This window comes from Streptomyces sp. NPDC001532 (assembly GCF_040298625.1).
In the GTDB taxonomy this organism is placed as follows: domain Bacteria; phylum Actinomycetota; class Actinomycetes; order Streptomycetales; family Streptomycetaceae; genus Streptomyces.
Genome location: NZ_JBEPAL010000030.1, coordinates 21,538 through 42,876, shown reverse-complemented (window position 1 = coordinate 42,876; position 21,339 = coordinate 21,538). Strand labels below are relative to the sequence as shown.

Here is a 21,339-nt window from a genome sequence, read left to right as displayed (position 1 = left end):
GCTGGGCGCGGGCCCGCCGGTGGGCGCCGGGAGGTTCGTCAGGGGCGCGGGGAACCGCGCGCCGAGCCACGACGAGCCCGCACTCGCCGACGGCGAACACGCACCTCATCGCTGGGCGCGGGCCCACCCGCAGACGCCGGCGCCGTCACCAGGGGCGCGGGGAACTGCGCGACGAACCACAACGGCCCCGCACCCGCCCCCGCGCCCAAGGCGCACCGGCGCAGGCGCGAGGCCGGCGGCAAGTCGTCACCGACGAGCCGAGAACCCCCGCGACACCAGCGGAGCTACTTCGCGTAGATCGCCTCGATCTCGGCCGAGAAGTCCTTCGCCACCACATTCCGCTTCAGCTTCAGCGACGGCGTCAGATGCCCCGAGTCCTCCGTGAACTGCGACGGCAGAATGCGGAACTTGCGCACCGACTCCGCCTTGGACACCGCCGCGTTGCCGTCGTCCACCGCCGCCTGGATCGCGGCCAGCAGATCCGCGTCCTCGCGCAGCGACGCCGCCGTGGAGCCGGCCGGCTTGCCGTGCTCGGCCGCCCAGCGGCCCAGGAACTCCTCGTCGACGGTGACCAGCGCGCCCACGAACGGCCGTCCGTCACCGACCACCATGCACTCCGCGACCAGCGCGTGCGCCCGGATGCGGTCCTCGATCACGGCCGGGGCGACGTTCTTGCCGCCGGCGGTGACGATGATCTCCTTCTTGCGGCCGGTGATGCTGAGGTAGCCGTCCTCGTCGAGGGTGCCGAGGTCGCCGGTGTGGAACCAGCCGTCCTCCAGCGCCTCCTCGGTCGCGCCCGGGTTGTTCCAGTACTCCTTGAACAGGTGCTCGCCGTGCAGCAGCACCTCGCCGTCGTCGGCGATCCGCACCACCGAGCCCGGCAGCGGCTGGCCGACCGTGCCGATCTTCTGCCGGTCCCAGGGGTTGAAGGCGGTGGCGGCACAGGACTCGGTCAGGCCGTAGCCCTCCAGGACCGTGAAACCGATGCCGCGGAAGAAGTGGCCGAGGCGCTCGCCCAGCGGGGCGCCGCCGGAGATGGCGTACTCGCCACGCCCGCCGAGCACCGCGCGCAGCTTGCTGTAGACGAGCTTGTCGAAGACCTTGTGCTTCAGCTTCAGGCCGAACGACGGGCCGGACGCGGTGTCCAGCGCCCGGCTGTACGCGATCGCGGTGTCCGCCGCCTTGTCGAAGATCTTGCCCTTGCCGTCGGCCTGCGCCTTGGCCCGGGCCGAGTTGTAGACCTTCTCGAAGACCCGCGGCACGCCCAGGATCAGCGTGGGCCGGAACGCGGCCAGTTCGTCGGTGAGGTTCTTGATGTCCGGGACGCAGCCCAGCTTGATCGGCGCCATCATCGGCGCGACCTGCACCAGACGCCCGAAGACGTGCGCGAGCGGCAGGAAGAGCAGCACCGAGCACTCACCGGTGCGGAAGAGGGGCCGCAGCCGCTCGACGACGTTCCCGCACTCGGCGAAGAAGCTGCGGTGGGTGAGCACACAGCCCTTGGGCCGGCCGGTGGTGCCGGAGGTGTAGACGATGGTCGCCGGGTCGTCGGCCTTCGCCAGCGAGCTGCGCTCGTCGACCGTCGTGTCGCTGACGTCCTGTCCGAGCCGTCCCAGCTCCTCCACGCCGCCGGCGTCGATCTGCCAGAGGTTCTTGAGGGCGGGCAGCGACTCGCGCACCGACTCGACGGCCGCGGCGTGGCTGTCCGTCTCGACGACGCAGGCGGTGGCACCCGAGTCGCTGAGGATCCACTGCACCTGCTCCGGCGAGCTGGTCTCGTACACCGGGACGGTGACGCCGCCGGCGCTCCAGATGGCGAAGTCCAGCAGGGTCCACTCGTAGCGGGTGCGGGACATCAGGCCGACGCGGTCGCCGGGCTGGACGCCCGCCGCGACGAGGCCCTTGGCGGCGGCCCGGACCTCGGCGAGGAACGCCGTCGCCGTGACGTCCTGCCAGGCCCCGCCGACCTTGCGGGCGATGACGGCGACCTCGGGGTGCTGCGCGGCGTTTCTGCGGACGATGTCGGTCAGATTGCCGTCCGAGGGGACCTCGTACAAAGCCGGAAGGCTGAACTCGCGCAAGACTGCTGCTCCTCATAGGGCGCCGGCGCCACGACGTTGTGTGATGCGACGGTCCGGTCCAAGGCTCGGGCAGGTGCTCAGGGGTCCAGCGGAGGCCGGGCGTCCGGCTTGTTGAATTCCTGAGCACGACTGGACTGCCCGGACGTTACCCGCCGGTATGGCGTTCACGACAGGGGGTCCCGGCGAGATGTTCGCTGCGTCACACGGATTGCTGCTGCTTCGCGCACAGTAGTCCACGCCTTTCCCGACTGGCGAGTAATCGCAGGTCCGGCCGCCACTGTTCACGTATGCCGCACACGCTTACGCTTGATCGCCATGTCACCCACACCGGTCGGAAACCGCAGGACGCGCATCCATGTGGTCAGCGACGTGCACGGCAACGCGCGGGATCTGGCCCGGGCCGCCGAGGGCGCCGACGCGCTGATCTGTCTGGGAGACCTCGTCCTCTTCCTCGACTACGCCGACCACTCCCGCGGCATCTTCCCGGACCTGTTCGGCGTCGAGAACGCCGACCGCCTGGTCGCCCTGCGCACCGCCCGCCGCTTCGAGGAGGCCCGCGAACTGGGTACCCGGCTGTGGGCCGGCATCGACGGAGACCGCGCGGAGGTGATCGAGCGGGCGGTGCGCGGGCAGTACGCCGAGATGTTCGCCGCCTTTCCCACCCCGACGTACGCGACCTACGGCAACGTCGACATGCCGCGACTGTGGAAGGAGTACGCCCGGCCCGGCACGACCGTGCTGGACGGCGAGCGGGTGGAGATCGGCGGCCGGGTCTTCGGCTTCGTCGGCGGCGGCCTGCGCACCCCGATGCGCACCCCGTTCGAGATCAGCGACGAGGAGTACGCGGCGAAGATCGAGGCGGTCGGCGAGGTCGACGTCCTGTGCACCCACATCCCGCCGGAGGTGCCGGAGCTCGTCTACGACACCGTCGCGCGCCGCTTCGAGCGCGGCAGCAAGGCGCTGCTGGACGCGATACGCCGCACCCGGCCGCGCTACGCGCTGTTCGGCCACGTCCACCAGCCGCTGGTCCGGCGCATGCGGATCGGGTCGACGGAGTGCGTGAACGTGGGGCACTTCGCGAGCACCGGACGGCCCTGGGCCCTGGAGTGGTGACGAGCGGCGCGCCACAGGGCCGCGGTCCGCGCAGGTGGGGCGGGCGCGGGTGACGTCGGGCCGGTCGCCGCGCGGTAGCCTTCACGCGGCACACACGTGCGCACACTTGCTGACGACCGGCCCGCATCCGGAGGAGCCACGGCGATGGCGGAACACACCAGTTCGAGCACCACGATCGAGGCGGCACCGGCCGACGTCATGGCGGTCATCGCCGACTTCGCCCGTTACCCGGACTGGACGGGTGAGGTGAAGGAGGCGGAGGTCCTCCGGACCGACGACCAGGGCCGCGCGGAACAGGTCCGCCTGGTCATGGACGCCGGCGCGATCAAGGACGACCAGACGCTCGCGTACACCTGGACCGGCGACCACGAGGTGTCCTGGACCCTCGTCAAGTCCCAGATGCTGCGCTCCCTCGACGGCTCCTACCTCCTCAAGCCCGCCGCGGGCGGCGCCACCGAGGTCACCTACCAGCTCACCGTCGACGTCAAGATCCCGATGCTCGGCATGATCAAGCGCAAGGCGGAGAAGGTCATCATCGACCGCGCGCTGGCGGGCCTGAAGAAGAGGGTGGAGTCGGAGCCCAAGTAGGTCCGGGGCCACCGGCCCGCCCCGCGGACGGGTGCGGGCCCGGCGAGCCGGGCTCCTCGGACGACCCCGGTAGCGTTCACCCCCATGCGCACCATCCTGATCACCGGCCAGGGCGGCACCGGCCGTACCACCCTCGCGGCCGCCACCGCGCTCACCGCCGCTCGCGAGGGCACCCGCACCCTCGTCCTCGGCACCGACCGCACCGACACCCTCGGCGCGGTCCTGGGCACCCCCACGGGCCCCGCCCCGGTGCGCATCACGCCCACCCTCACCGCCTGGCGCCCCGACGCGGCCGCCGCCTTCCGGGACGACCTCACCGCCTTCCAGAAGCGCGCCTCCACCGCCCTCGACCTCCTCGGCGCGGCCCGCCTGGACCCCGAGGAAGTCACCCCGCTCCCCGGCGCCGAGGAACTGGCCGTGCTGCGCGCGCTGCGCGACGCCACCCTCGCCGACGCCCACGACCTGGTCGTCGTCGACCTCCCGCCCGCCCCGCAGGCGCTCGCCCTCCTCGCCCTCCCCGAGGAACTGCGCCGCTACCTCCGCCGCCTCCTGCCGCCCGAGCGCCAGGCGGCCCGCGCCCTGCGCCCGGTCCTCGGCCGACTGGCCGGCGTCCCGATGCCCGCGGAGTGGCTGTACGAGACCGCCGCCCGCTGGGACGTGGAACTCGCCGCCGTCGCGGCCGTCCTCGCCGACCGCACCACCAGCGTCCGCCTGGTCGCCGACGCCACCCCGGCCGGCGCCGACGCCGTCCGCACCGCCGCCCTCGGCCTCGCCCTGTACGGCCACCGCCCCGACGTGCTGCTCGCCGGCCGGGTGCTCCCGGAACCGGCCGGCGAGACCGACGGCTGGCTCGCGGGCCCCCTCGCCCAGCAGCGCAAGGTCCTCGCCGAGTGGCAGGAGTCGTACGACGTCCGTCCGGTGCCGCACCTCGGCCACGACCCGCGCGGCGCCGACGACCTGGCCGCCCTGTCCGTCCCGGTGGTCGAGCCCCGCCCCGCCGCCGTCGAGTGGCCGGTCACCGACCGGCTCGCCGAGGACGGCGTGCTCGTCTGGCACCTCCCGCTCCCCGGGGCCCGCCGCGACGACCTCGACCTGATCCGGCGCGGCGACGAACTCGTCGTGACCGCGGGCGGGTTCCGCCGGATCGTCCCGCTGCCGTCCGCGCTGCGCCGCTGCACCGTCGACGGGGCCGGGCTGAGCGAGGGCGAGCTGCGCATCCGGTTCGCGCCGGACCCCCGGCTGTGGCCGACGAGCCGGTGAACCGGCGCCCTCCGTTCGGGTAACGTCGGAGGGACGAAACGTAGTCAGGAGTCCGCCATGAGCGAAGAGCGCCCCATCTCCGACGCGGCTCAGGAGCAGACGGCCGACCACCTCCGTCCGCCGGGCGACCCCGACGCCTGGGCGACCGCCTGCGCCGAGGACCTGGAGGCGGAGAAGGCCCGCCGCCGGACCCGGCAGACGCCACCGCCCGGCTCCGCGGCCGAGGAACTGCGCAAGTTCGTCGACACCGCCTTCGACAAGCTGGCAGGCCTCCAGTCCCCGCTGTTCGGCGCGGTCGCCGGACCCGCCGCCCAGCAGGTGGTGCAGCAGGTCGTTCAGCAGGCCAAGGCCGCCGTCGAACCCGTCATCGAACGCAACCCGGACGTCTTCGACCACCTCGCCGCGGCCGGCCAGGAACTCCTCGCCGCCTACCGCTCCGCCGTCCAGCAGCAGGAGCACCGCTGGACCAGCGGGACCGCACGGTCGGCCGGGACCGAGGAACTCGACGAGCCCGACGACGACCACCGCCGCGACCCGGGCGAGGGCACCGGCCCGGGGCAACGCATCGACCTGGACTGACCCGTGCCCGACGGGCGGACGACGGGCACCGTACGGCAGGGCCTCGGGTACGGTTGGCCGTAGCGGGGCTCGACCGAAACTGAGGGATTCATGGGACTCACCATCGGCGTCGACATCGGCGGCACGAAGATCGCGGCCGGCGTGGTCGACGAGGAAGGCAACATCCTCTCGACCTTCAAGGTGCCGACCCCCACCACACCCGAGGCCATCGTGGACGCCATCGCCTCGGCGGTGGAGGGTGCGCGTGCCGGTCACGACATCGTCGGCGTGGGCATCGGCGCGGCCGGTTACGTCAACCGTCAGCGCTCCGAGGTCTACTTCGCGCCGAACATCGACTGGCGCAACGAGCCGCTGAAGGAGAAGGTCGAGGCCCGCGTCGGTCTCCCGGTCGTCGTGGAGAACGACGCCAACGCGGCCGCCTGGGGCGAGTACAAGTTCGGCGCGGGCAAGGGCCACCGCAACGTCATCTGCATCACGCTCGGCACCGGCCTCGGCGGCGGCATCATCATCGGCAACAAGCTGCGCCGTGGCCACTTCGGCGTGGCCGCCGAGTTCGGCCACATCCGCATGGTGCCGGACGGCCTGCTGTGCGGCTGCGGCTCGCAGGGCTGCTGGGAGCAGTACGCCTCCGGCCGCGCCCTCGTGCGGTACGCCAAGCAGCGCGCCAACGCCACCCCGGAGCGCGCCGAGACGCTGCTCGCGCTCGGCGACGGCACCCCCGACGGCATCGAGGGCAAGCACATCTCCGTCGCCGCCCGCCAGGGCGACCCGGTCGCGGTGGACTCCTACCGCGAGCTGGCCCGCTGGGCCGGCGCGGGCCTCGCCGACCTCGCGTCGCTGTTCGACCCGTCCGCGTTCATCGTCGGCGGCGGCCTGTCGGACGAGGGCGAGCTGGTGCTCGACCCGATCCGCAAGTCGTACAAGCGCTGGCTGGTCGGCGGCAACTGGCGGCCGGTCGCCGATGTGATCGCCGCTCAGCTGGGCAACAAGGCGGGCCTCGTCGGCGCCGCCGACCTGGCCCGGGAGCCCGACCCGATCATGTGACGCCCGAAGGTGTACGGTGCCCGTCGTTCCCCCCGGGAGCGGCGGGCACGGGCGTATCTTGAGCCGCATGGAGACGACGTCCGCGCTGCTCCCCGACTCCCGCACGGAACCCGACGGCTCGGCCGTCGTCAGAGTGCTCAGCTACAACATCCGCTCCCTGCGGGACGACACCGCCGCCCTCGCCCGGGTCATCCGCGCCTGCGCCCCGGACCTCGTCCTGGTCCAGGAGGCGCCCCGGTTCTTCCGCTGGCGCAAGAAGCTCGCCCGGCTGGCCAGTGCCGCCGACCTGGTGGTCCTGTCCGGGGGCGGTACGGCCTCCGGGCCCGCCCTGCTCTGCTCGCTGCGGGCCACCGTCGAGCGGACCGAGGACGTACTGCTGCCGCTCACCCCGGGCCTGCACCGGCGCGGCCTCGCCACCGCCGTCGTACGGTTCGGGGGCGCCCGGCTCGGGGTGCTGAGCTGCCATCTCAGCCTCCAGACCGACGAGCGGTACGAGCAGGGCGGACTGCTCCTCGACCGGCTCGCGGGGATGGGCGTGGAGCACGCGGTGGCGGGCGGCGACCTGAACGAACGCCCCGGCGGCCGCACCTTCCGGCGGCTCACCGCCGACCTCCAGGACTGCTGGGCCGTCGCGCCCTGGGGAGCCGAGTACACCTCGACCCCCGCCGCACCCCACCAGCGCATCGACGCGATCCTCGCGACCAAGGGCGTCGAGGTGCTGGGCTGCGGCGTCCCGCTCGGCCATCCGGGGGTCACGGACACGGACCTGAGGGCGGCCACGGACCACCTTCCGGTGCTGGCCGCCCTCAGGGTGCCGGCGGACGAGGGCGGCCGGGGCCGCGGTCCTGGCCAGCGACCCTAGCCCGCGGCGCCGGGCTTCGCCGCCGGCCTCGGGCCCGGCCTAGACGACCGCTCCGCGGCCGGGGTCCTCGTCGTCCTCGTCGTCCGTGCGCATCCGCACCACCAGGGTGGCGAAGCCGCCCACGAAGCCGCCGATGCCGAGGGTGGTGAGCCACCAGGTCATCTCCCAGCCGAAGAGCACGGCCAGCAGAAGCAGCACCGGGCCGCCGAGCACACCGAGCCAGGCGAACTTGGCGGTCGCGTCGGCCGCGGGCAGCGGGGGCGGCTCGGGCGGGACGAAATGGCCCTCGTCGTCCTCGTCGAAGTCCTCCTCGGCCGGTTCGGGCGCCGAGTAGTCGCGGGGACCGCCGCCGACGCCCGGGGCGAACGAGACGGAGCTGCCCAGCGGCTTGGACGCCTCCTTCTTCGGCGTCCCGCCCTCGCCGTCACCCTCAACGTCGGAGTCGTTCGTCTCGACCTCCAGCAGGGCCAGGTCCTCGATCGACTTGAAGGGCTTGGCGCCCGGCGGGTCCGGCGGCTCCTCGCCGTACCCGGCGACGATCGCCGCCCAGGCGGCCTCCTCGTCGAAGGGCACGCCCGGCTCCTCGGGCTCCCGGCCGGAGCGGCCCGCGCCGCCGACCCCCGCGCCGCCGGCGACACCGCCGAGTCCGGGCACCCCGCCCAGGCCGCCGTCCCGCGCCTCCTGCGCCTCGCGTGCCTCCCGCTTCTCCCGTTCCTCCCGGCTCTCGCGGTCCTCTCGCTCCGAGTCGTGCTCAGCCACCTGCGGCCGTCCCTTCCTTGCCGGCGCCGACACTGGGTGCGAGCCGGCCGATGAACGCCAGGCTTTCCTCGAAGATCCGGTCCGCGTCGTGGTCCAACGTCGCGACGTGGTAGCTCTGTTCCAGCAGCAGCTCGGTGACATCGGTGGACGACACCCGGCTGAGCACCCGGGCGGAGTCCGCGGGCGGCACCACATGGTCCTGCGGGCTGCGCAGCAGCAGGAGCGGCTGGGTGACCTGGGGCAGCTCGCCGTCGACGACCCGGAAGAAGGTCCGCAGGGAGTGCGCCGCGTGCAGCGGCACCCGGTCGTAGCCGATCTCCACGCTGCCGGGCTTGGCGATGTCGCTGGCGATGCCCCGTGTGGTGCGGACCAGGTGCCGGGCCACCGGAAGGGCGTAGGCGGACAGGCCGTGCACCTTGTTCGCCGGGTTGACGACGACCACGCCGCTGATCGCGTCGCCGTGCCGGGCGGCCAGCCGCAGGGCGAGCGCGCCGCCCATGGACAGCCCGGCCACGAACACCTGCGCGCAGCGCGCACGCAGGGCGCGCAGCTCGCGGTCCACCTCGGCGTACCAGTCCTGCCAGCCGGTGAGCTGCATGTCCTCCCAGCGGGTGCCGTGCCCGGGGAGCAGCGGCAGGGAGACGGTCAGGCCGTGTCCGGCGAGGTGCTCCGCCCAGGGGCGCAGCGACTGCGGGGAACCGGTGAAGCCGTGGCAGAGCAGGACGCCGACCTCTCCGCCCTCGTGGCGGTACGGCTCGGCTCCAGGGAGGACCGGCACCTTCGGTCTCCTGTTCATCTCAGGGGTCTCAACAAAAGGGGCGTGACTCGAGTCCGGGTGTTGCTTCACCGTACGCGACCGCACTGACACCGACCAGGGCCGTCGGCCGCATTGCCCGGCCTCCGGGTTAAGGTCTGTTCGACAAACACAGGAGGCACTCGGTTGTTGTACGGCGCGATGAAGGTCACCGTCGGGGGTTCGCTGAAGCTCGTCTTCCGGCCCTGGGTGGAGGGCCTGGAGAACGTACCCGCCGAGGGGCCCGCGATCCTGGCGAGCAATCACCTGTCCTTCTCCGACTCGTTCTTCCTGCCCGCGGTCCTCGACCGCAAGGTCACCTTCATCGCGAAGGCCGAGTACTTCACCACCCCGGGGATCAAGGGCCGGCTCACCGCCGCCTTCTTCAAGGGGGTCGGCCAGCTGCCCGTGGACCGCTCCGGCGCGCGCGGCGCGGGCGAGGCCGCGATCAAGAGCGGCATAGACGTGATCGAACGCGGTGAGCTGTTCGGTATCTACCCCGAGGGCACCCGCTCGCCCGACGGCCGTCTCTACCGGGGCAAGCCGGGCGGCCTCGCGCGCGTGGCGCTCGCCACCGGCGCGCCGGTCATCCCGGTCGCCATGATCGACACCGAGAAGATCCAGCCGCCCGGCAAGGTCGTCCCGAAGGTCATGCGGCCCGGCATCCGCATCGGCAAGCCGCTGGACTTCAGCCGTTACCAGGGGATGGAGCACGACCGGTTCGTGCTCCGCGCGGTGACCGACGAGGCCATGTACGAGATCATGAAGCTCTCCGGCCAGGAGTACGTCGACATGTACGCGACCGCGGCCAAGCGGCAGATCGCGGACGCGGCCAAGGCGGAGAAGGAAGCGGCGAAGGCGGCGAAGGCCGCGCTCGCGCAGGCCGAGAAGGACCAGGCCGACAAGGAGAAGGCGCACCGCGACGGGGCGGACCAGGACCGGGCGCGCACGGATCAGGCGGACTGAGGAACGGTCCGGGGCCTGGACGCGTCGGTCCGTACGGGGGTGGGGGCATGACCAAGCGCGAGAGAGTCATGAGGATGTCGGTCGAGCAGCCGTTGTGGCGGGCGCTCGCCGGCTACCGGGTGCTGACCATGCTGTACGCGGTCGGCCTCTTCGCCACCGCGTACCAGGAGTTCTCCCGCCCCTGGGTCGCCGTCGGCTTCTACGCGGTCCTCGTCGGCTGGACCCTGGCCACCCTGCCCAAGGTGGCGGGCGCGGCCGGCTGCACCAGGCGCTTCCTCGCGGCCGACCTCACCATCGCGGTCACCGGCATCCTCCTCACACTGGTCGCCGACTCCCATGAGCGGATCGTCGAGGGCGGCCCCACCCTGCCGTCGATATGGACCGCCGGATCGGTGCTGGCCTTCGCCATCAAGGGCGGCTGGCGCTGGGCGGCCGTCGCCTCCACGGCGGTCGCGGTCGCCAACCTCATCGAACGCGGTGCCCCGGTCCGCGACACCGTCCACAACGTGATCCTGGTCTGGGTCGCCTCCATCGCCATCGGCTACGTCGTCGAGGTCGCCCGCGCCTCCGAGCGCACCCTCGCCCGCGCCCTGGAGATCGAGGCCGCCACCCGGGAGCGGGAGCGGCTGGCCCGGGACATCCACGACGGGGTGCTCCAGGTGCTGGCCATGGTGCAGCGGCGCGGCGCGGTGATCGGCGGCGAGGCGGCCGAGCTGGGACGGATGGCCGGCGAGCAGGAGGTGGCGCTGCGCACCCTGGTCTCCGGCGCCGCGGTGCCGGTCTCCCGGGTCTCCGAGGACGCCGCCGAGGGCGCGGTCGTCCGGGTCGTGGAGGAGCCCGACGAGGACCTCGACCCGGTCGCGCCGGTGGATCTGCGCGGCCTGCTCCTGCCGTACGCCGGAGCCCGGGTCAGCGTCGCCGAGCCGGGCGCCCCGGTCACCCTGCCGGCGAACGCCGCCCGGGAGCTGGCCGCCGCCGTCGGCGCCGCCCTGGACAACGTCGAGCGGCACGCGGGCGGGCACGCGCGCGCGTGGATCCTCATCGAGGACGATCCCGGCGAGGTGATCGTGACGGTCCGGGACGACGGGCCGGGCATCCCGGCGGGCCGCCTGGCGCAGGCCGAGGGCGAGGGCCGGATGGGCGTGGCCCTGTCGATCCGGGGCCGGCTGCGCGACCTGGGCGGCAGCGCCGAACTGATCTCCACGCCCGGACAGGGCACCGAGGTGGAGCTGAAGGTCCCGAAGAACGAACACCTGGCACGGGGGAAGCGATGAGCGAGCAGGGCACGATCAAGGTCATGGTGGTCGACGACCACCCGATGTGGCGGGACGCCGTCGCCCGTGATCTGGCCGAGGCCGGCTTCGCGGTGGTCGCCACCGCCGGCGACGGCGAGCAGGCGGTGCGCCGTGCCAAGGCCGCCGCTCCGGACGTGCTGGTCCTCGACCTCAACCTGCCCGCCAAGCCCGGCGTCCAGGTCTGCAAGGAGGTCGTGGCCGCCGATCCCGCGCTGCGCGTGCTGGTGCTGTCGGCGAGCGGGGAGCACGCCGATGTCCTGGAGGCCGTGAAGTCCGGCGCGACCGGCTATCTGCTGAAGTCGGCGTCCACCGAGGAACTGCTGGACGCGGTGCGCCGTACGGCCGTCGGCGACCCGGTCTTCACGCCGGGCCTCGCGGGCCTGGTGCTGGGCGAGTACCGGCGGCTGGCCTCCGAGCCCGCGCCCGCCGCCGACACCGACCAGCCCGGGGCGCCCCGGCTGACCGACCGGGAGACCGAGGTGCTGCGCCTGGTCGCCAAGGGCCTGAGCTACAAGCAGATCGCCGAACGCCTGGTCATCTCGCACCGCACCGTGCAGAACCACGTGCAGAACACCCTCGGCAAGCTCCAGCTGCACAACCGCGTGGAGCTGGTGCGGTACGCGATAGAGCGCGGCCTCGACGAGGAGTGAGCCAACCGGCTGACACCGGCTGACACTTCACCGGAACCGCCCTGCCGGGCCCTGCCGAAGTGACCTGGGTCACCGTTAGCGTGCGTCGTACGGCACATGACACGGCACCACACGGCAACCCGGCGAAGGGACTTTCCATGCGGGTCGGAGTACTGACCGGGGGCGGCGACTGCCCCGGGCTCAACGCCGTCATCCGGGGCATCGTCCGCAAGGGCGTGCAGGAGTACGGCTACCACTTCACCGGCTTCCGGGACGGCTGGCGCGGCCCACTGGAGGGGGACGCCACCCGCCTGGACATCCCCGCCGTGCGCGGCATCCTCCCGCGCGGCGGCACCATCCTCGGCTCCTCGCGCACCAACCCGCTGAACGACGACAGCGGGGTGCGGCGGATCAAGGAGAACCTGGCCAAGCACGAGGTCGAGGCGCTGATCGTGATCGGCGGCGAGGACACCCTGGGCGTCGCCGCGCGGCTGTCCGACGAGTACGGGGTGCCCTGCGTCGGGGTGCCGAAGACGATAGACAACGACCTGTCGGCCACCGACTACACCTTCGGCTTCGACACTGCCGTCGGCATCGCCACCGAGGCCATCGACCGGCTGCACACCACCGCCGAGTCCCATATGCGGGTGCTGGTGGTGGAGGTGATGGGCCGCCACACCGGCTGGATCGCCCTGCACTCGGGGCTGGCCGGCGGCGCCAACGTCATCCTCATCCCCGAACAGCGCTTCGACGTCGACCAGGTGTGCGCCTGGGTGGCCTCGCGGTTCAAGGCGTCGTACGCGCCGATCGTCGTCGTCGCCGAGGGTGCCGTGCCCAAGGACGGCGACCCGGTCCTCAAGGACGCCTCGCTGGACTCCTACGGGCACGTCCGGCTGTCCGGCGTCGGCGAATGGCTGGCCAGGGAGATCGAGCACCGCACCGGCAAGGAGGCCCGCACCACGGTCCTCGGGCATGTGCAGCGCGGCGGCACCCCCAGCGCCTTCGACCGCTGGCTCGCCACCCGCTTCGGCCTGCACGCCATCGACTGCGTCCGCGACGGCGACTTCGGCACCATGGTCGCCCTGCGCGGCACGGACATCGTCCGGGTGCCCCTCGCCGAGGCGACCGCGCAACTCAAAAGGGTGAAGCCGGAACTCTACGAGGAAGTCGGGGTGTTCTTCGGTTGACGAGGTGTCACCGGCGCTGAGGGACGGGGGAGCCATGGCGGGATGGTGGAGGACGCTGGGACTGCGGGTCCTGCTGGAACAGCAGGCCGACCTGCTCCGCACCGCCTGGCCCGCGCTGCGCGCCGGCCAGAGCCCGCCGCCCCCGCCGCCCGACCGCGTCCGCCCGCTGGCCGTCCTGTCCGCGTCCGCCGCGAAAGCGGCGGACGGCGGCGTGGCGGACGCACCGGAACTCGCCGTCGCCCTCCTCACCGCCGCGGTCCTGTCCGGCGCCGGCCCCACGGCGGTGCCCGCGCCCCTGCGCCCGCTCGTCGACCCCGCGGCCGAGGTCGACGCGGCCACCGCCACCGCCGCGGGGCGGCTCGCCGCCGGCCTCGCGGCCCGCGCCCGCGCCGAGGCGACCCCCGACTGGCTGCGCCCCTGGTGCCTGGACGCCGCCCTACTGTGCGGCACCCGCTGCCTGCGCGGCCCGGCCCCCGACGCCACGGCCCACGCCACCGTCCACGACCTCCTGGCCCACCTCGCGGAACTGCGCTTCGCGCGGGACGCCGACCCGGCCGACGAGACCGCCGCGATCGCCCACGCCCGCGCCGCCCACGACGGCGCCACCGAGGCCACCGCACCCGGCCGCGCCGGCCACCTCGCCCGGCTGCTCGCCGACCGCGCCGCCCGGCTGCGGGACTCCGCTCTCGCCGCGGACGCCCCCGAACTGGCCCGTGCCGCGCTCGCGGCCCAGGAACCGGCGAGCCGCGCCTGGCTGGGCCACGCGGCGGCCACCGCGGGCGTCCTGCTCCAGGCCACCGCGCAGGAGCGCAAGGACGTCACGCTCCTCGACGAAGTCCTGGAACTCCAGCGCGCGATGCGCCGCCACCCCTTCTACCACCTGGTCCGCGACACGGACCGGCACACCTACGCGAGCGTGCTCGCCCAGCGCTTCGCCCGCCGCCACGACCCCGAGATCCTCGACCAGACCATCGAGGCCCACGCCGAGCTGTACGCCGTGGAACCCGCCCGGTACGCCGCCGACCTCGGCCGCCACTTCCAGTACCGCTACCAGTTACGCGGCGACCCCGCCGACCGCCACCGCGCCCTGGAGCTGATGGCCGAGGGCATGACCGACGACCACCCGCGCGGCGACGCGGTGATCTCGTACGCGGCGGCCGCGCTGCACGAGTACCGCGAGTCCGGCGACCCGGCGTCCGTCGCCCGCGCCCTCGCCACGGTGACCCGGCTGACCGCGCCCGGCGCCGCCCACGCCGACAGCAGCCCGGTGTTCGGCTCCCTCACCGACCTGCTGCTCGCACACGGCGAACTCACCCGGCCCAGGGACCTCGACCCCGCCGAGGCCGCCGCCCGCCGCTCCCTGGAACTGGCCGGCACCCCCGAACACCGGGCGCGAGCCCTCGCCCGGCTGGCCGAGGTCCTGGCCAACCGCTACCGGGCCACCTCCGACCTCGCCCTGCTCGACGAGGCGGTGGCCCACTGCCGCGAAGGGTTCGCCCTGCTGCCGCCGGACACCGAGGCGCCCGCCCAGCTCTCCGCCGGCCTGGTCATGGCACTGTCCGAGCGGTACTCCCGCGCCCGGCACCTCGCCTCGCTGCGCGAGGCCGTCGCCGCCGCCGACCGGCTGGCCGAGTCCACCCCCGAGTTCGGCGCCGAGTACCCCGTGGTCCTCGGCACCCTGGTCGCCCTGATCGTCGAGTACGCGCGCGAGGCCGACGCCCCCGCCGAACTGGACCGCGCCCAGGAGCTGGTGGAGCGCGCCCTGTCCACCACCACACCGGGCCACCAGTGGCGCGCCCACCTGCTGAACGCGCTCGGCGGAGTCCTCCTCGCCCGCGCCCGGCGGCCCGACGCCGCACCCGAGGCCGCCGACACCGCCGTCCGCCACTTCGAGGCGGCGCTGCGGGACGACCTGCGCGAGGACCCGCAGCGCAGCGGCGCCGCCCTGTACGCCGGCCTCGCGCACGCCCTGTGGGAACGGCACCGGCACCGCGGCGAGCGGGCCGACCTGGACCGCGCGGCGACGGCCGCCCGGGCCGCCGTCGCCGCGCTGCCGCCCGGTGAACCGCGCCGCGCCGGGGCCCTGGCCGCGCTGTCCCGGGCGTTCAGCGAGATGGCACGCGTCGACGGCAGCCATGACGCGGTGCGCGACGAGGCGCTGGCCGTGAACGCCGAACTCGCCGCCGACCCGGCCCAGTCCGCCCTCGTGCGCACCTCGGCCGCGCTGGAGCTGGCCACCGTGGCCCGGGCCACCGGGGACACCGAGCGGTCGCTCGCGGCGGCCCGCAGCGCGATCGAGACGCTGCCGCTGCTCGCCTGGCGCGGAGTCGACCGGTCCGACCAGGAGCAGATGCTCGGCGCCGTGGCGCGGGCCGGCTCCTTCGCCGGGCTGATCGCGCTGGCCGCCGGGCGCCCCGCCGAGGCGCTGGAGCTGCTGGAGGCCGGTCGCGGGGTGCTCGCCGCGCAGGCACTGGAGCTGCGCACCGAGACCGACGAACTGGCCGCCGTCGCACCGGAGCTGGCCGCCCGGCTGGACACACTGCGGCAAGGGCTGGACCGCACCTCGGGCGACGGCCTGTCCGGGGAGGAGGCGGACCGCCGCCACCGGCTGGCCCGCGAGTGGCAGGAGACCCTGGAGGAGATCCGCGCCCGCGACGGCTTCCAGGACTTCCTGCGCCCGCCGCGCGCCGCGCAACTGCTCGCCGCGGCCGAGCAGGGACCGGTCGTCGTGGTCGCCGGCGGTCCCGCCCGCGGCGGCTACGCTCTGCTGCTCACCGGCCCCGACCCGGCGGACCTCAAGGTCTGCCGGCTGCCCGAGTACTCGGACGGCGAGGCCCGCGAACACGCCGGGACCCTGCTGACGGCCGCCGCCGCGGCCGGCCGCTCCGGACTCGCCCGCGCCTTCGCCGAACGGGCCGTCGGCGACGTCCTCGACTGGCTGTGGCGCACGGTCGCCGGGCCCGTCCTCGACGCGCTCGGCATCACCGGCCCCCCACCGCCCGGCGAGCCGCCGCCCCGCCTGTGGTGGTGCCCGGCCGGCGCGCTGTCCTTCCTGCCGCTGCACGCGGCGGGCGAGGTGCCGGACCGGGTGGTGTCCTCCCGCACCCCGAGCGTGGCCGCCCTGCTGCGCGCCCGCACCCGGCGCGCGCCCGCCGCCGGAGCCCGCGCGCTGATCGTCGCCGTCCCCGAACTCGACGGCCACGCCCCGCTCCCCGGCGCCCTGCGCGAGGCCGGGCTGGCGCACACCGCGGTCGGCGGCACCCTGCTCGCCAGCGACGCGGCCCACGCCGACGCTGTCCGGTCCGCGCTCACCACGCACTCCTGGGCCCACTTCGCCTGCCACGGCGTCCAGGAACCCGACCGGCCCTCCGAGGGACGGCTGCTGCTGCCCGGCGGCCGGCTGTCCGTGCTGGACGTCTCCCGGCTCGACCTGCCCGGCGCCGAGTTCGCCTACCTCTCGGCCTGCGAGACCGCCGTCGGCGGCACCCACCTGCCCGACGAGTCCCTGCACCTGGCCGGCTCACTCCAACTCGCCGGCTTCTCCCAGGTGATAGGCACCCTGTGGCGAGTCGACGACGACACTGCCGAGGAGATCGCCCGCGAGGTGTACGGAACCTTGGCGAAGCCCCCGTTCCCGTGGACCACCGCCCCCACCCCCACCGAAGCCCCTCCCCCCGCCGCCCTGGCCCTGCACCACGCCACGCTGCGTCTGCGGGCGCGGTGGCCGGAGCGACCGCTTGCGTGGGCCGCGCATGTGCATACGGGGGCATGAGCATGACCACTCCGCCTACGATCGACCCCGTGGAACCAGCCGACGACGATCTGCACGCCGAGTTCTGCCGGGAGTTGGCCACCCTGCGCCTGCTCAGCGGCCCCCGGCGCGCGGCGCTCGAACAGGCGGTCCGGCGGCTGCGCCAGGGCGCCGACTTCGCCGAGGTGCTGCGCGACCTCGACGTCACCGTGACCGGACCGCTGCTCGCCCGCCACGCCCCGACCGCGGTCGGCGCGCCCGGACCGCCCGTGGAGGGCCTGTACCTCTGCCCGGTCGGCCGCTGCGGACGCGTCGAGCAGCGGCTGTCCGGGCAGGGACCGCCGGAGTGCCTGGTGCACGAGCGGGTGCTCGACTTCGTCGCGGACTCCTGAGGGCCGCCGGGTGACGGGCTTCCTCGCCGAGCTGGGCCGCAAACTGGCCGAACGCTGGTTCACGCTGCTGGTGCTGCCGGGCCTGGGCTATCTGGTGGTCGCCGCGGCGGCCCTGGAACTCGGCCAGCGCGGCTGGTCGGACCTGGGCGCGCTGCGGGACGGCTTCGCCGCGCTCACCGAGGGCGAACCGGACCGGCAGAACGCGCTCGCGGTCCGAGCCGTCCTGCTGGTGCTGGCCGCCGTACCGCTCTCCGCCGGACTCGGCCTGCTCGCCCAGGCCCTCGCCGGACCCGTCGAACGCGTCCTGGCCGGCGCCTGGCCGCGCCCCTTCGCCGCCCTCGCCGCCCGCCGCACCGCCCGCCGGTCCGCCGCCTGGGAGGAGGCCGACACCGCATACCGCGCCGACGGCCGCGCCGAGGACGCCGCCCGCCGCAACGCCCTCGCCCTCATCCCGCCCCAGCACCCGACCTGGCTCGGCGACCGGCTGCACGCCCCCGCGGTACGCCTCCGCGAGGAGTACGGCATCGACCTCGCCACCGTCTGGCCCCGCCTGTGGCTGCTGCTGCCCACCGCCACCCGTGACACCCTCACCGAGACCCGCGCCCGCCTGGACACCGCGTTCACCCTCGGCGGCTGGGCGGTGCTGTATCTGCCGCTGGCCGCCCTGTGGTGGCCGGCCGCGCTGATCGCGCTGGTCGCGGCGGCCGTCGCCCGCCGCCGCGCCGCGCTCGCCGCCGAGGTCTACGCCGAGCTGGTGGAGTCCGCCGTCGACCTGTACCTCGACCGCCTCCAGGCCCGCCTCGGCGACCGGCGTCCCTCACCCCAGCAGGGGCGTGCGCTGACCGAGCGGCTGCGGCGCGGGCTGTGAGGTCCGCCTGCCGCATCGAGCGGCCGCCCGTATATTCGCCGGTACCAGACAATTCCGGCGTGAACCCCCGGAGGACTTCGTGGAGATCCTGGCGTTCGGTGTGCAGGCCGACGAGCAGCCCCTGATCGAGGAGGCGTTCGCGGGCCACCACGAGGCCCGCTGCCTGGACGTCTTCCTCAACGAGGACACCGCCCCGATCGCGGCCGGCTACGAGATCGTCTCCAGCAGCGTCAACGCCGAGCTCGGCGAGCCGGTCCTGGAGGCCCTGGCGGCCGGCGGCACCCGGATGATCGCCCAGCGTTCCACCGGCTTCAACAACATCGACCTGCGGGCCGCCGAACGCCTCGGCCTGACGGTCGCGCGGGTCTCCTTCTACTCGCCGTACTCGGTCGCCGAGTTCGCCTGGGCCCTCGCCATGGCCGTCAACCGCCGGATCGTGCGCGCGTCCACCCGCACCCGCGACTTCGACTTCCGTCTCGACGGCCTGATGGGCCGCGACATGCACGGCCGCACCGCCGGCGTCCTCGGCACCGGCAAGATCGGCGAGGCCTTCGCCCGGATCGCCCACGGCTTCGGCATGCGGCTGCTCGGCTGGGACATCGCCGAGAACCCCGCCTGTATGCAGCTCGGCATGACGTACGTCCCCAAGGAGCGGCTGCTCGCCGAGTCCGACCTGGTCACCCTGCACGTCCCGCTGATGCCGCAGACCCAGCACCTGATCGACGCCGACGCGCTGAAGGGCATGAAGGACGACGCGATCCTGGTGAACTCCAGCCGCGGCGGCCTGATCGACACCGCGGCCCTCGTCGCCGAACTGCGCGAGGGCCGCTTCACGGGCGTCGGTCTCGACGTCTACGAGGCGGAGGCCGGACTGTTCTTCCTCGACAAGTCCCTGGAGGCCGTCGGGGACGACACCCTGGCCCGCCTCGTCACCTTCCCGAACGTCCTGGTCACCTCCCACCAGGCGTACTACACCAAGGAGGCCGTCGGCCAGATCGTCGAGACCACGGTCCGCAACGTGGAGGACTACCTCGCCGGCCGCCGCTCGGAGAACGTGCTGGTGCCGCGCAGCTGACCGACCAGCTCCCGCACCACCGCGGCACCGTTCAGCGTCAGCACCGACTCCGGGTGGAACTGCACCCCGGCGAAGCCGGGACCCCGCACCGCGTGCACCTCGCCGTTCGCCGCCCGGCTCACCTCCACGCCGTGCGCGGCCAGCTCGCCGGCCGCCTCGTCGTCGCAGCGCGCCACGAAGCTGTTGTAGAAGCCGACCGTCTCCGGCCGCCCGAACAGATCGATCTCCGTCTGCGCCCCCTGGTACGGCACCTCCTTGCGGACGATCTCCAGTCCCAGCTCCGCCGCGATCAGCTCGTGCCCGAGGCAGACCCCGAGCACCCCGTGCCGGTGCCCGCGGACGGCCTCGGCGGTCAGCGCCCGCAGGAACCGCATCTTGGGGTCGGCGGTGTCGGCCGGGTCACCGGGGCCGGGGCCCAGCACCAGCGGGCCCTCGTGGGCGAGCACCGCCTCCCGCAGCCCCGGCTCGTCGTACCGGCGCACGGTCACCTCGAGGCCGCTCGACCGCAGGATGTGCGCCAGCATCGCGGTGAAGGTGTCCTCCCCGTCGACCACCAGCGCGTGCCCCTCCAGCGCCGCCGCGCCCTCGGCGGGCGCCTGCATCCGCAGCCAGAACGGCGCCAGCGACGCCCGCCGCCCGTCCAGCGCGGCCCGCACCCGCGGATCGTCCGCCAGCCGGGGCCGCACCGCCTCCTCGCTCGGCCGGCCCGGACGCACCCCCAGCGCCGCCAGCACCCCGGCCGCCTTGGCATGGGTCTCCGCGACCTCGCCGGCCGGGTCGGAACCGCGGACCAGGGTGGCGCCGACCGGCACCCGCAGCCGCCCGTCGGCGTCGATGTCGGCGGTGCGGATCAGGATGGGGGAGTCCAGGGTCTGCGCCCCGCCGGAGTCCCGGCCGAGCAGCGCCAGCGCGCCCGCGTAGTAGCGCCGCCCGCCGACCTCGTGCCGCTCGATGACCCGGCAGGCGTTCTGCACCGGCGAGCCGGTCACGGTCGCCGCGAACATCGTCTCCTTCAGCACCTCCCGCGCGTCCAGCGAGGAGCGGCCGCGCAGCTCGTACTCGGTGTGGGCGAGATGCGCCATCTCCTTCAGCCGCGGCCCGACGACCACCCCGCCCATGTCGCCGACGGTGCACATCATCTTCAGTTCCTCGTCGACCACCATCGACAGCTCCTCGATCTCCTTGCCGTCGGCGAGGAAGTCGAGCAGATGCTCGGGTGTGGGCCCCTCGGCGGGATAGCGGTACGTCCCGCTGATCGGGTTCATCACGACCGTGCCGCCGGACATCCGCACATGCACCTCCGGGCTGGCGCCCACCAGCGTCCGCTCCCCGGTGTGCACCACGAACGTCCAGTACGCCCCGCGCTCACCGGCCAGCAGCCGCCGGAACAGCGCCAGCGCGTCGGCCCGGCCGAACCTCGGGATGTCGCCCTCGTAATTCCGCCGGATCACGAAGTTGGCGCCCTCGCCGCGGCCGATCTCCTCGTCCAGCACCCGCCCGACGATCTCCGCGTACTCCTCGTCGGCGACGTCGAAGGCACCGCCCTCGACCCGCACCTCGTGCGCCGGAAGCTGCTCCAGCGCCTCGGCGAGCGGGAGGTCGTACGACTCCTCCGGGGTGAGCACCAGCAGCGGGGTGCCGTCGTCGCGGACGTCGAAGCCGCGCTCGCGGATCTGCCGGAACGGCACCAGGGCGAGGCCCTCGTCGGGCAGGTCGGCGAGCCGGTCACGGGAGGTGACCGGGCCGATCAGCACCTCGACCCGGTCGTGGTCGAGGCCCGGGGTGCGGCGGCGCAGCAGGGCGAACGGACGGGGGTCGTCCAGCAAGCCGAGCAGGTTCATGGTCCGTGCTCCTTCTCAGTGGGCAAGGAGCGGGCCGCCGGAAAACACCGAAGGCCGCCCCTCGGGCGGCCTTCGCGAAGTGTGGATACGCGCAGTCAGCGGGCCGCCGGAGAAGCGGTCCACCACCAGTTCTGGATGCAGGTCTGGATCGAGTGCGCGAACATACGGCGCACCCTACCCCATGACCGGGACGCGTCACCCGTGTCCGTCCCGCGTCTGCCGCGTCTCACTTGCTGGGCGTGGTCCGGAAGCCCGG

19 protein-coding genes are annotated in these 21,339 nt (G+C 74.0%); 14 read left to right on the top strand and 5 right to left on the bottom strand.

The genetic code is table 11. The features are described 5' to 3' along the window. Positions 1-284: 284 nt before the first annotated feature. On the bottom strand, positions 285-2,081 hold the full coding sequence (locus tag ABT232_RS25395; RefSeq protein ID WP_351843750.1) for an AMP-dependent synthetase/ligase: 1,797 nt from the start codon (positions 2,079-2,081) through the stop codon (positions 285-287). A 315-nt stretch (positions 2,082-2,396) separates the two neighbouring features. Here ABT232_RS25395 and ABT232_RS25390 point away from each other — a divergent pair, with 315 nt between their 5' ends. The 6 genes from ABT232_RS25390 to ABT232_RS25365 all read left to right on the top strand — a co-directional run bounded on the left by ABT232_RS25390 (position 2,397) and on the right by ABT232_RS25365 (position 7,527). Then, positions 2,397-3,194, top strand: a complete 798-nt coding sequence (locus tag ABT232_RS25390; RefSeq protein WP_351843748.1) for a metallophosphoesterase family protein — start codon at positions 2,397-2,399, stop codon at positions 3,192-3,194. 144 nt (positions 3,195-3,338) lie between these two features. Then, the gene (locus ABT232_RS25385; RefSeq protein ID WP_351843745.1) at positions 3,339-3,782 is read left to right on the top strand and encodes an SRPBCC family protein; all 444 of its coding nucleotides are present in this window, start codon (positions 3,339-3,341) and stop codon (positions 3,780-3,782) included. 84 nt (positions 3,783-3,866) lie between these two features. After that, the gene (locus tag ABT232_RS25380; protein ID WP_351843743.1) at positions 3,867-5,042 is read left to right on the top strand and encodes an ArsA family ATPase; all 1,176 of its coding nucleotides are present in this window, start codon (positions 3,867-3,869) and stop codon (positions 5,040-5,042) included. A 57-nt stretch (positions 5,043-5,099) separates the two neighbouring features. Next, positions 5,100-5,621 (top strand): DUF5304 domain-containing protein, encoded by a 522-nt coding sequence (locus ABT232_RS25375; RefSeq protein ID WP_351843740.1) that lies wholly within the window; start codon positions 5,100-5,102, stop codon positions 5,619-5,621. A gap of 90 nt (positions 5,622-5,711) precedes the next feature. Beyond that, positions 5,712-6,665, top strand: coding sequence for an ROK family glucokinase (locus ABT232_RS25370; protein ID WP_351843738.1), 954 nt, complete (start codon positions 5,712-5,714; stop codon positions 6,663-6,665). A 67-nt stretch (positions 6,666-6,732) separates the two neighbouring features. After that, on the top strand, positions 6,733-7,527 hold the full coding sequence (locus ABT232_RS25365; protein ID WP_351843736.1) for an endonuclease/exonuclease/phosphatase family protein: 795 nt from the start codon (positions 6,733-6,735) through the stop codon (positions 7,525-7,527). 39 nt (positions 7,528-7,566) lie between these two features. Here ABT232_RS25365 and ABT232_RS25360 read toward each other — a convergent pair whose 3' ends face one another. After that, on the bottom strand, positions 7,567-8,286 hold the full coding sequence (locus tag ABT232_RS25360; protein ID WP_351843734.1) for a hypothetical protein: 720 nt from the start codon (positions 8,284-8,286) through the stop codon (positions 7,567-7,569). Beyond that, positions 8,279-9,064: an alpha/beta hydrolase gene (locus ABT232_RS25355; RefSeq protein WP_351843731.1), complete on the bottom strand. Its 786-nt coding sequence runs from the start codon at positions 9,062-9,064 to the stop codon at positions 8,279-8,281. The genes ABT232_RS25360 and ABT232_RS25355 overlap by 8 nt, the downstream gene beginning before the upstream one ends. A 177-nt stretch (positions 9,065-9,241) precedes the next feature. On the opposite strand from ABT232_RS25355, the gene ABT232_RS25350 reads away from it, so the two are divergent. The 8 genes from ABT232_RS25350 (at position 9,242) to ABT232_RS25315 (ending at position 19,242) form a co-directional block, all read left to right on the top strand. Beyond that, positions 9,242-10,045, top strand: coding sequence for a lysophospholipid acyltransferase family protein (locus ABT232_RS25350; RefSeq protein ID WP_351843863.1), 804 nt, complete (start codon positions 9,242-9,244; stop codon positions 10,043-10,045). Positions 10,046-10,092: 47 nt separating this feature from the next. Next, positions 10,093-11,319 (top strand): MacS family sensor histidine kinase, encoded by a 1,227-nt coding sequence (gene macS / locus ABT232_RS25345; RefSeq protein WP_351843728.1) that lies wholly within the window; start codon positions 10,093-10,095, stop codon positions 11,317-11,319. Next, positions 11,316-11,990 carry a response regulator gene (locus ABT232_RS25340; RefSeq protein ID WP_351843725.1) on the top strand — a complete coding sequence of 225 codons (675 nt, stop codon included), beginning with the start codon at positions 11,316-11,318 and terminating at the stop codon, positions 11,988-11,990. The genes macS and ABT232_RS25340 overlap by 4 nt, the downstream gene beginning before the upstream one ends. A gap of 137 nt (positions 11,991-12,127) precedes the next feature. Then, on the top strand, positions 12,128-13,156 hold the full coding sequence (locus ABT232_RS25335) for a 6-phosphofructokinase (protein WP_351843723.1): 1,029 nt from the start codon (positions 12,128-12,130) through the stop codon (positions 13,154-13,156). A gap of 34 nt (positions 13,157-13,190) precedes the next feature. Continuing rightward, positions 13,191-16,928 (top strand): CHAT domain-containing protein, encoded by a 3,738-nt coding sequence (locus tag ABT232_RS25330; protein WP_351843722.1) that lies wholly within the window; start codon positions 13,191-13,193, stop codon positions 16,926-16,928. Positions 16,929-16,957: 29 nt separating this feature from the next. Beyond that, on the top strand, positions 16,958-17,299 hold the full coding sequence (locus ABT232_RS25325; RefSeq protein WP_351843720.1) for a hypothetical protein: 342 nt from the start codon (positions 16,958-16,960) through the stop codon (positions 17,297-17,299). Between the two features lie 10 nt (positions 17,300-17,309). Then, a complete protein-coding gene (locus tag ABT232_RS25320; protein ID WP_351843718.1) occupies positions 17,310-18,167 on the top strand; it encodes a hypothetical protein in 858 nt (285 codons plus the stop codon). A gap of 79 nt (positions 18,168-18,246) precedes the next feature. Beyond that, positions 18,247-19,242 (top strand): 2-hydroxyacid dehydrogenase, encoded by a 996-nt coding sequence (locus tag ABT232_RS25315; RefSeq protein ID WP_351843716.1) that lies wholly within the window; start codon positions 18,247-18,249, stop codon positions 19,240-19,242. Here the strand turns inward: ABT232_RS25315 and ABT232_RS25310 are convergent. Then, positions 19,194-21,083 (bottom strand): anthranilate synthase family protein, encoded by a 1,890-nt coding sequence (locus ABT232_RS25310; RefSeq protein ID WP_351843714.1) that lies wholly within the window; start codon positions 21,081-21,083, stop codon positions 19,194-19,196. The genes ABT232_RS25315 and ABT232_RS25310 overlap by 49 nt on opposite strands. A 95-nt stretch (positions 21,084-21,178) precedes the next feature. Beyond that, positions 21,179-21,247: a trp operon leader peptide gene (locus ABT232_RS25305; protein ID WP_351843860.1), complete on the bottom strand. Its 69-nt coding sequence runs from the start codon at positions 21,245-21,247 to the stop codon at positions 21,179-21,181. Positions 21,248-21,339: the final 92 nt, after the last annotated feature.

Coding starts and splice junctions, on each gene's coding strand:
- ABT232_RS25390 (WP_351843748.1), top strand. CDS start 2,397: ATGTCACCCACACCGGTCGGAAACCGCAGGACGCGCATCCATGTGGTC.
- ABT232_RS25385 (WP_351843745.1), top strand. CDS start 3,339: ATGGCGGAACACACCAGTTCGAGCACCACGATCGAGGCGGCACCGGCC.
- ABT232_RS25380 (WP_351843743.1), top strand. CDS start 3,867: ATGCGCACCATCCTGATCACCGGCCAGGGCGGCACCGGCCGTACCACC.
- ABT232_RS25375 (WP_351843740.1), top strand. CDS start 5,100: ATGAGCGAAGAGCGCCCCATCTCCGACGCGGCTCAGGAGCAGACGGCC.
- ABT232_RS25370 (WP_351843738.1), top strand. CDS start 5,712: ATGGGACTCACCATCGGCGTCGACATCGGCGGCACGAAGATCGCGGCC.
- ABT232_RS25365 (WP_351843736.1), top strand. CDS start 6,733: ATGGAGACGACGTCCGCGCTGCTCCCCGACTCCCGCACGGAACCCGAC.
- ABT232_RS25350 (WP_351843863.1), top strand. CDS start 9,242: ATGAAGGTCACCGTCGGGGGTTCGCTGAAGCTCGTCTTCCGGCCCTGG.
- macS (WP_351843728.1), top strand. CDS start 10,093: ATGACCAAGCGCGAGAGAGTCATGAGGATGTCGGTCGAGCAGCCGTTG.
- ABT232_RS25340 (WP_351843725.1), top strand. CDS start 11,316: ATGAGCGAGCAGGGCACGATCAAGGTCATGGTGGTCGACGACCACCCG.
- ABT232_RS25335 (WP_351843723.1), top strand. CDS start 12,128: ATGCGGGTCGGAGTACTGACCGGGGGCGGCGACTGCCCCGGGCTCAAC.
- ABT232_RS25330 (WP_351843722.1), top strand. CDS start 13,191: ATGGCGGGATGGTGGAGGACGCTGGGACTGCGGGTCCTGCTGGAACAG.
- ABT232_RS25310 (WP_351843714.1), bottom strand. CDS start 21,083: ATGAACCTGCTCGGCTTGCTGGACGACCCCCGTCCGTTCGCCCTGCTG.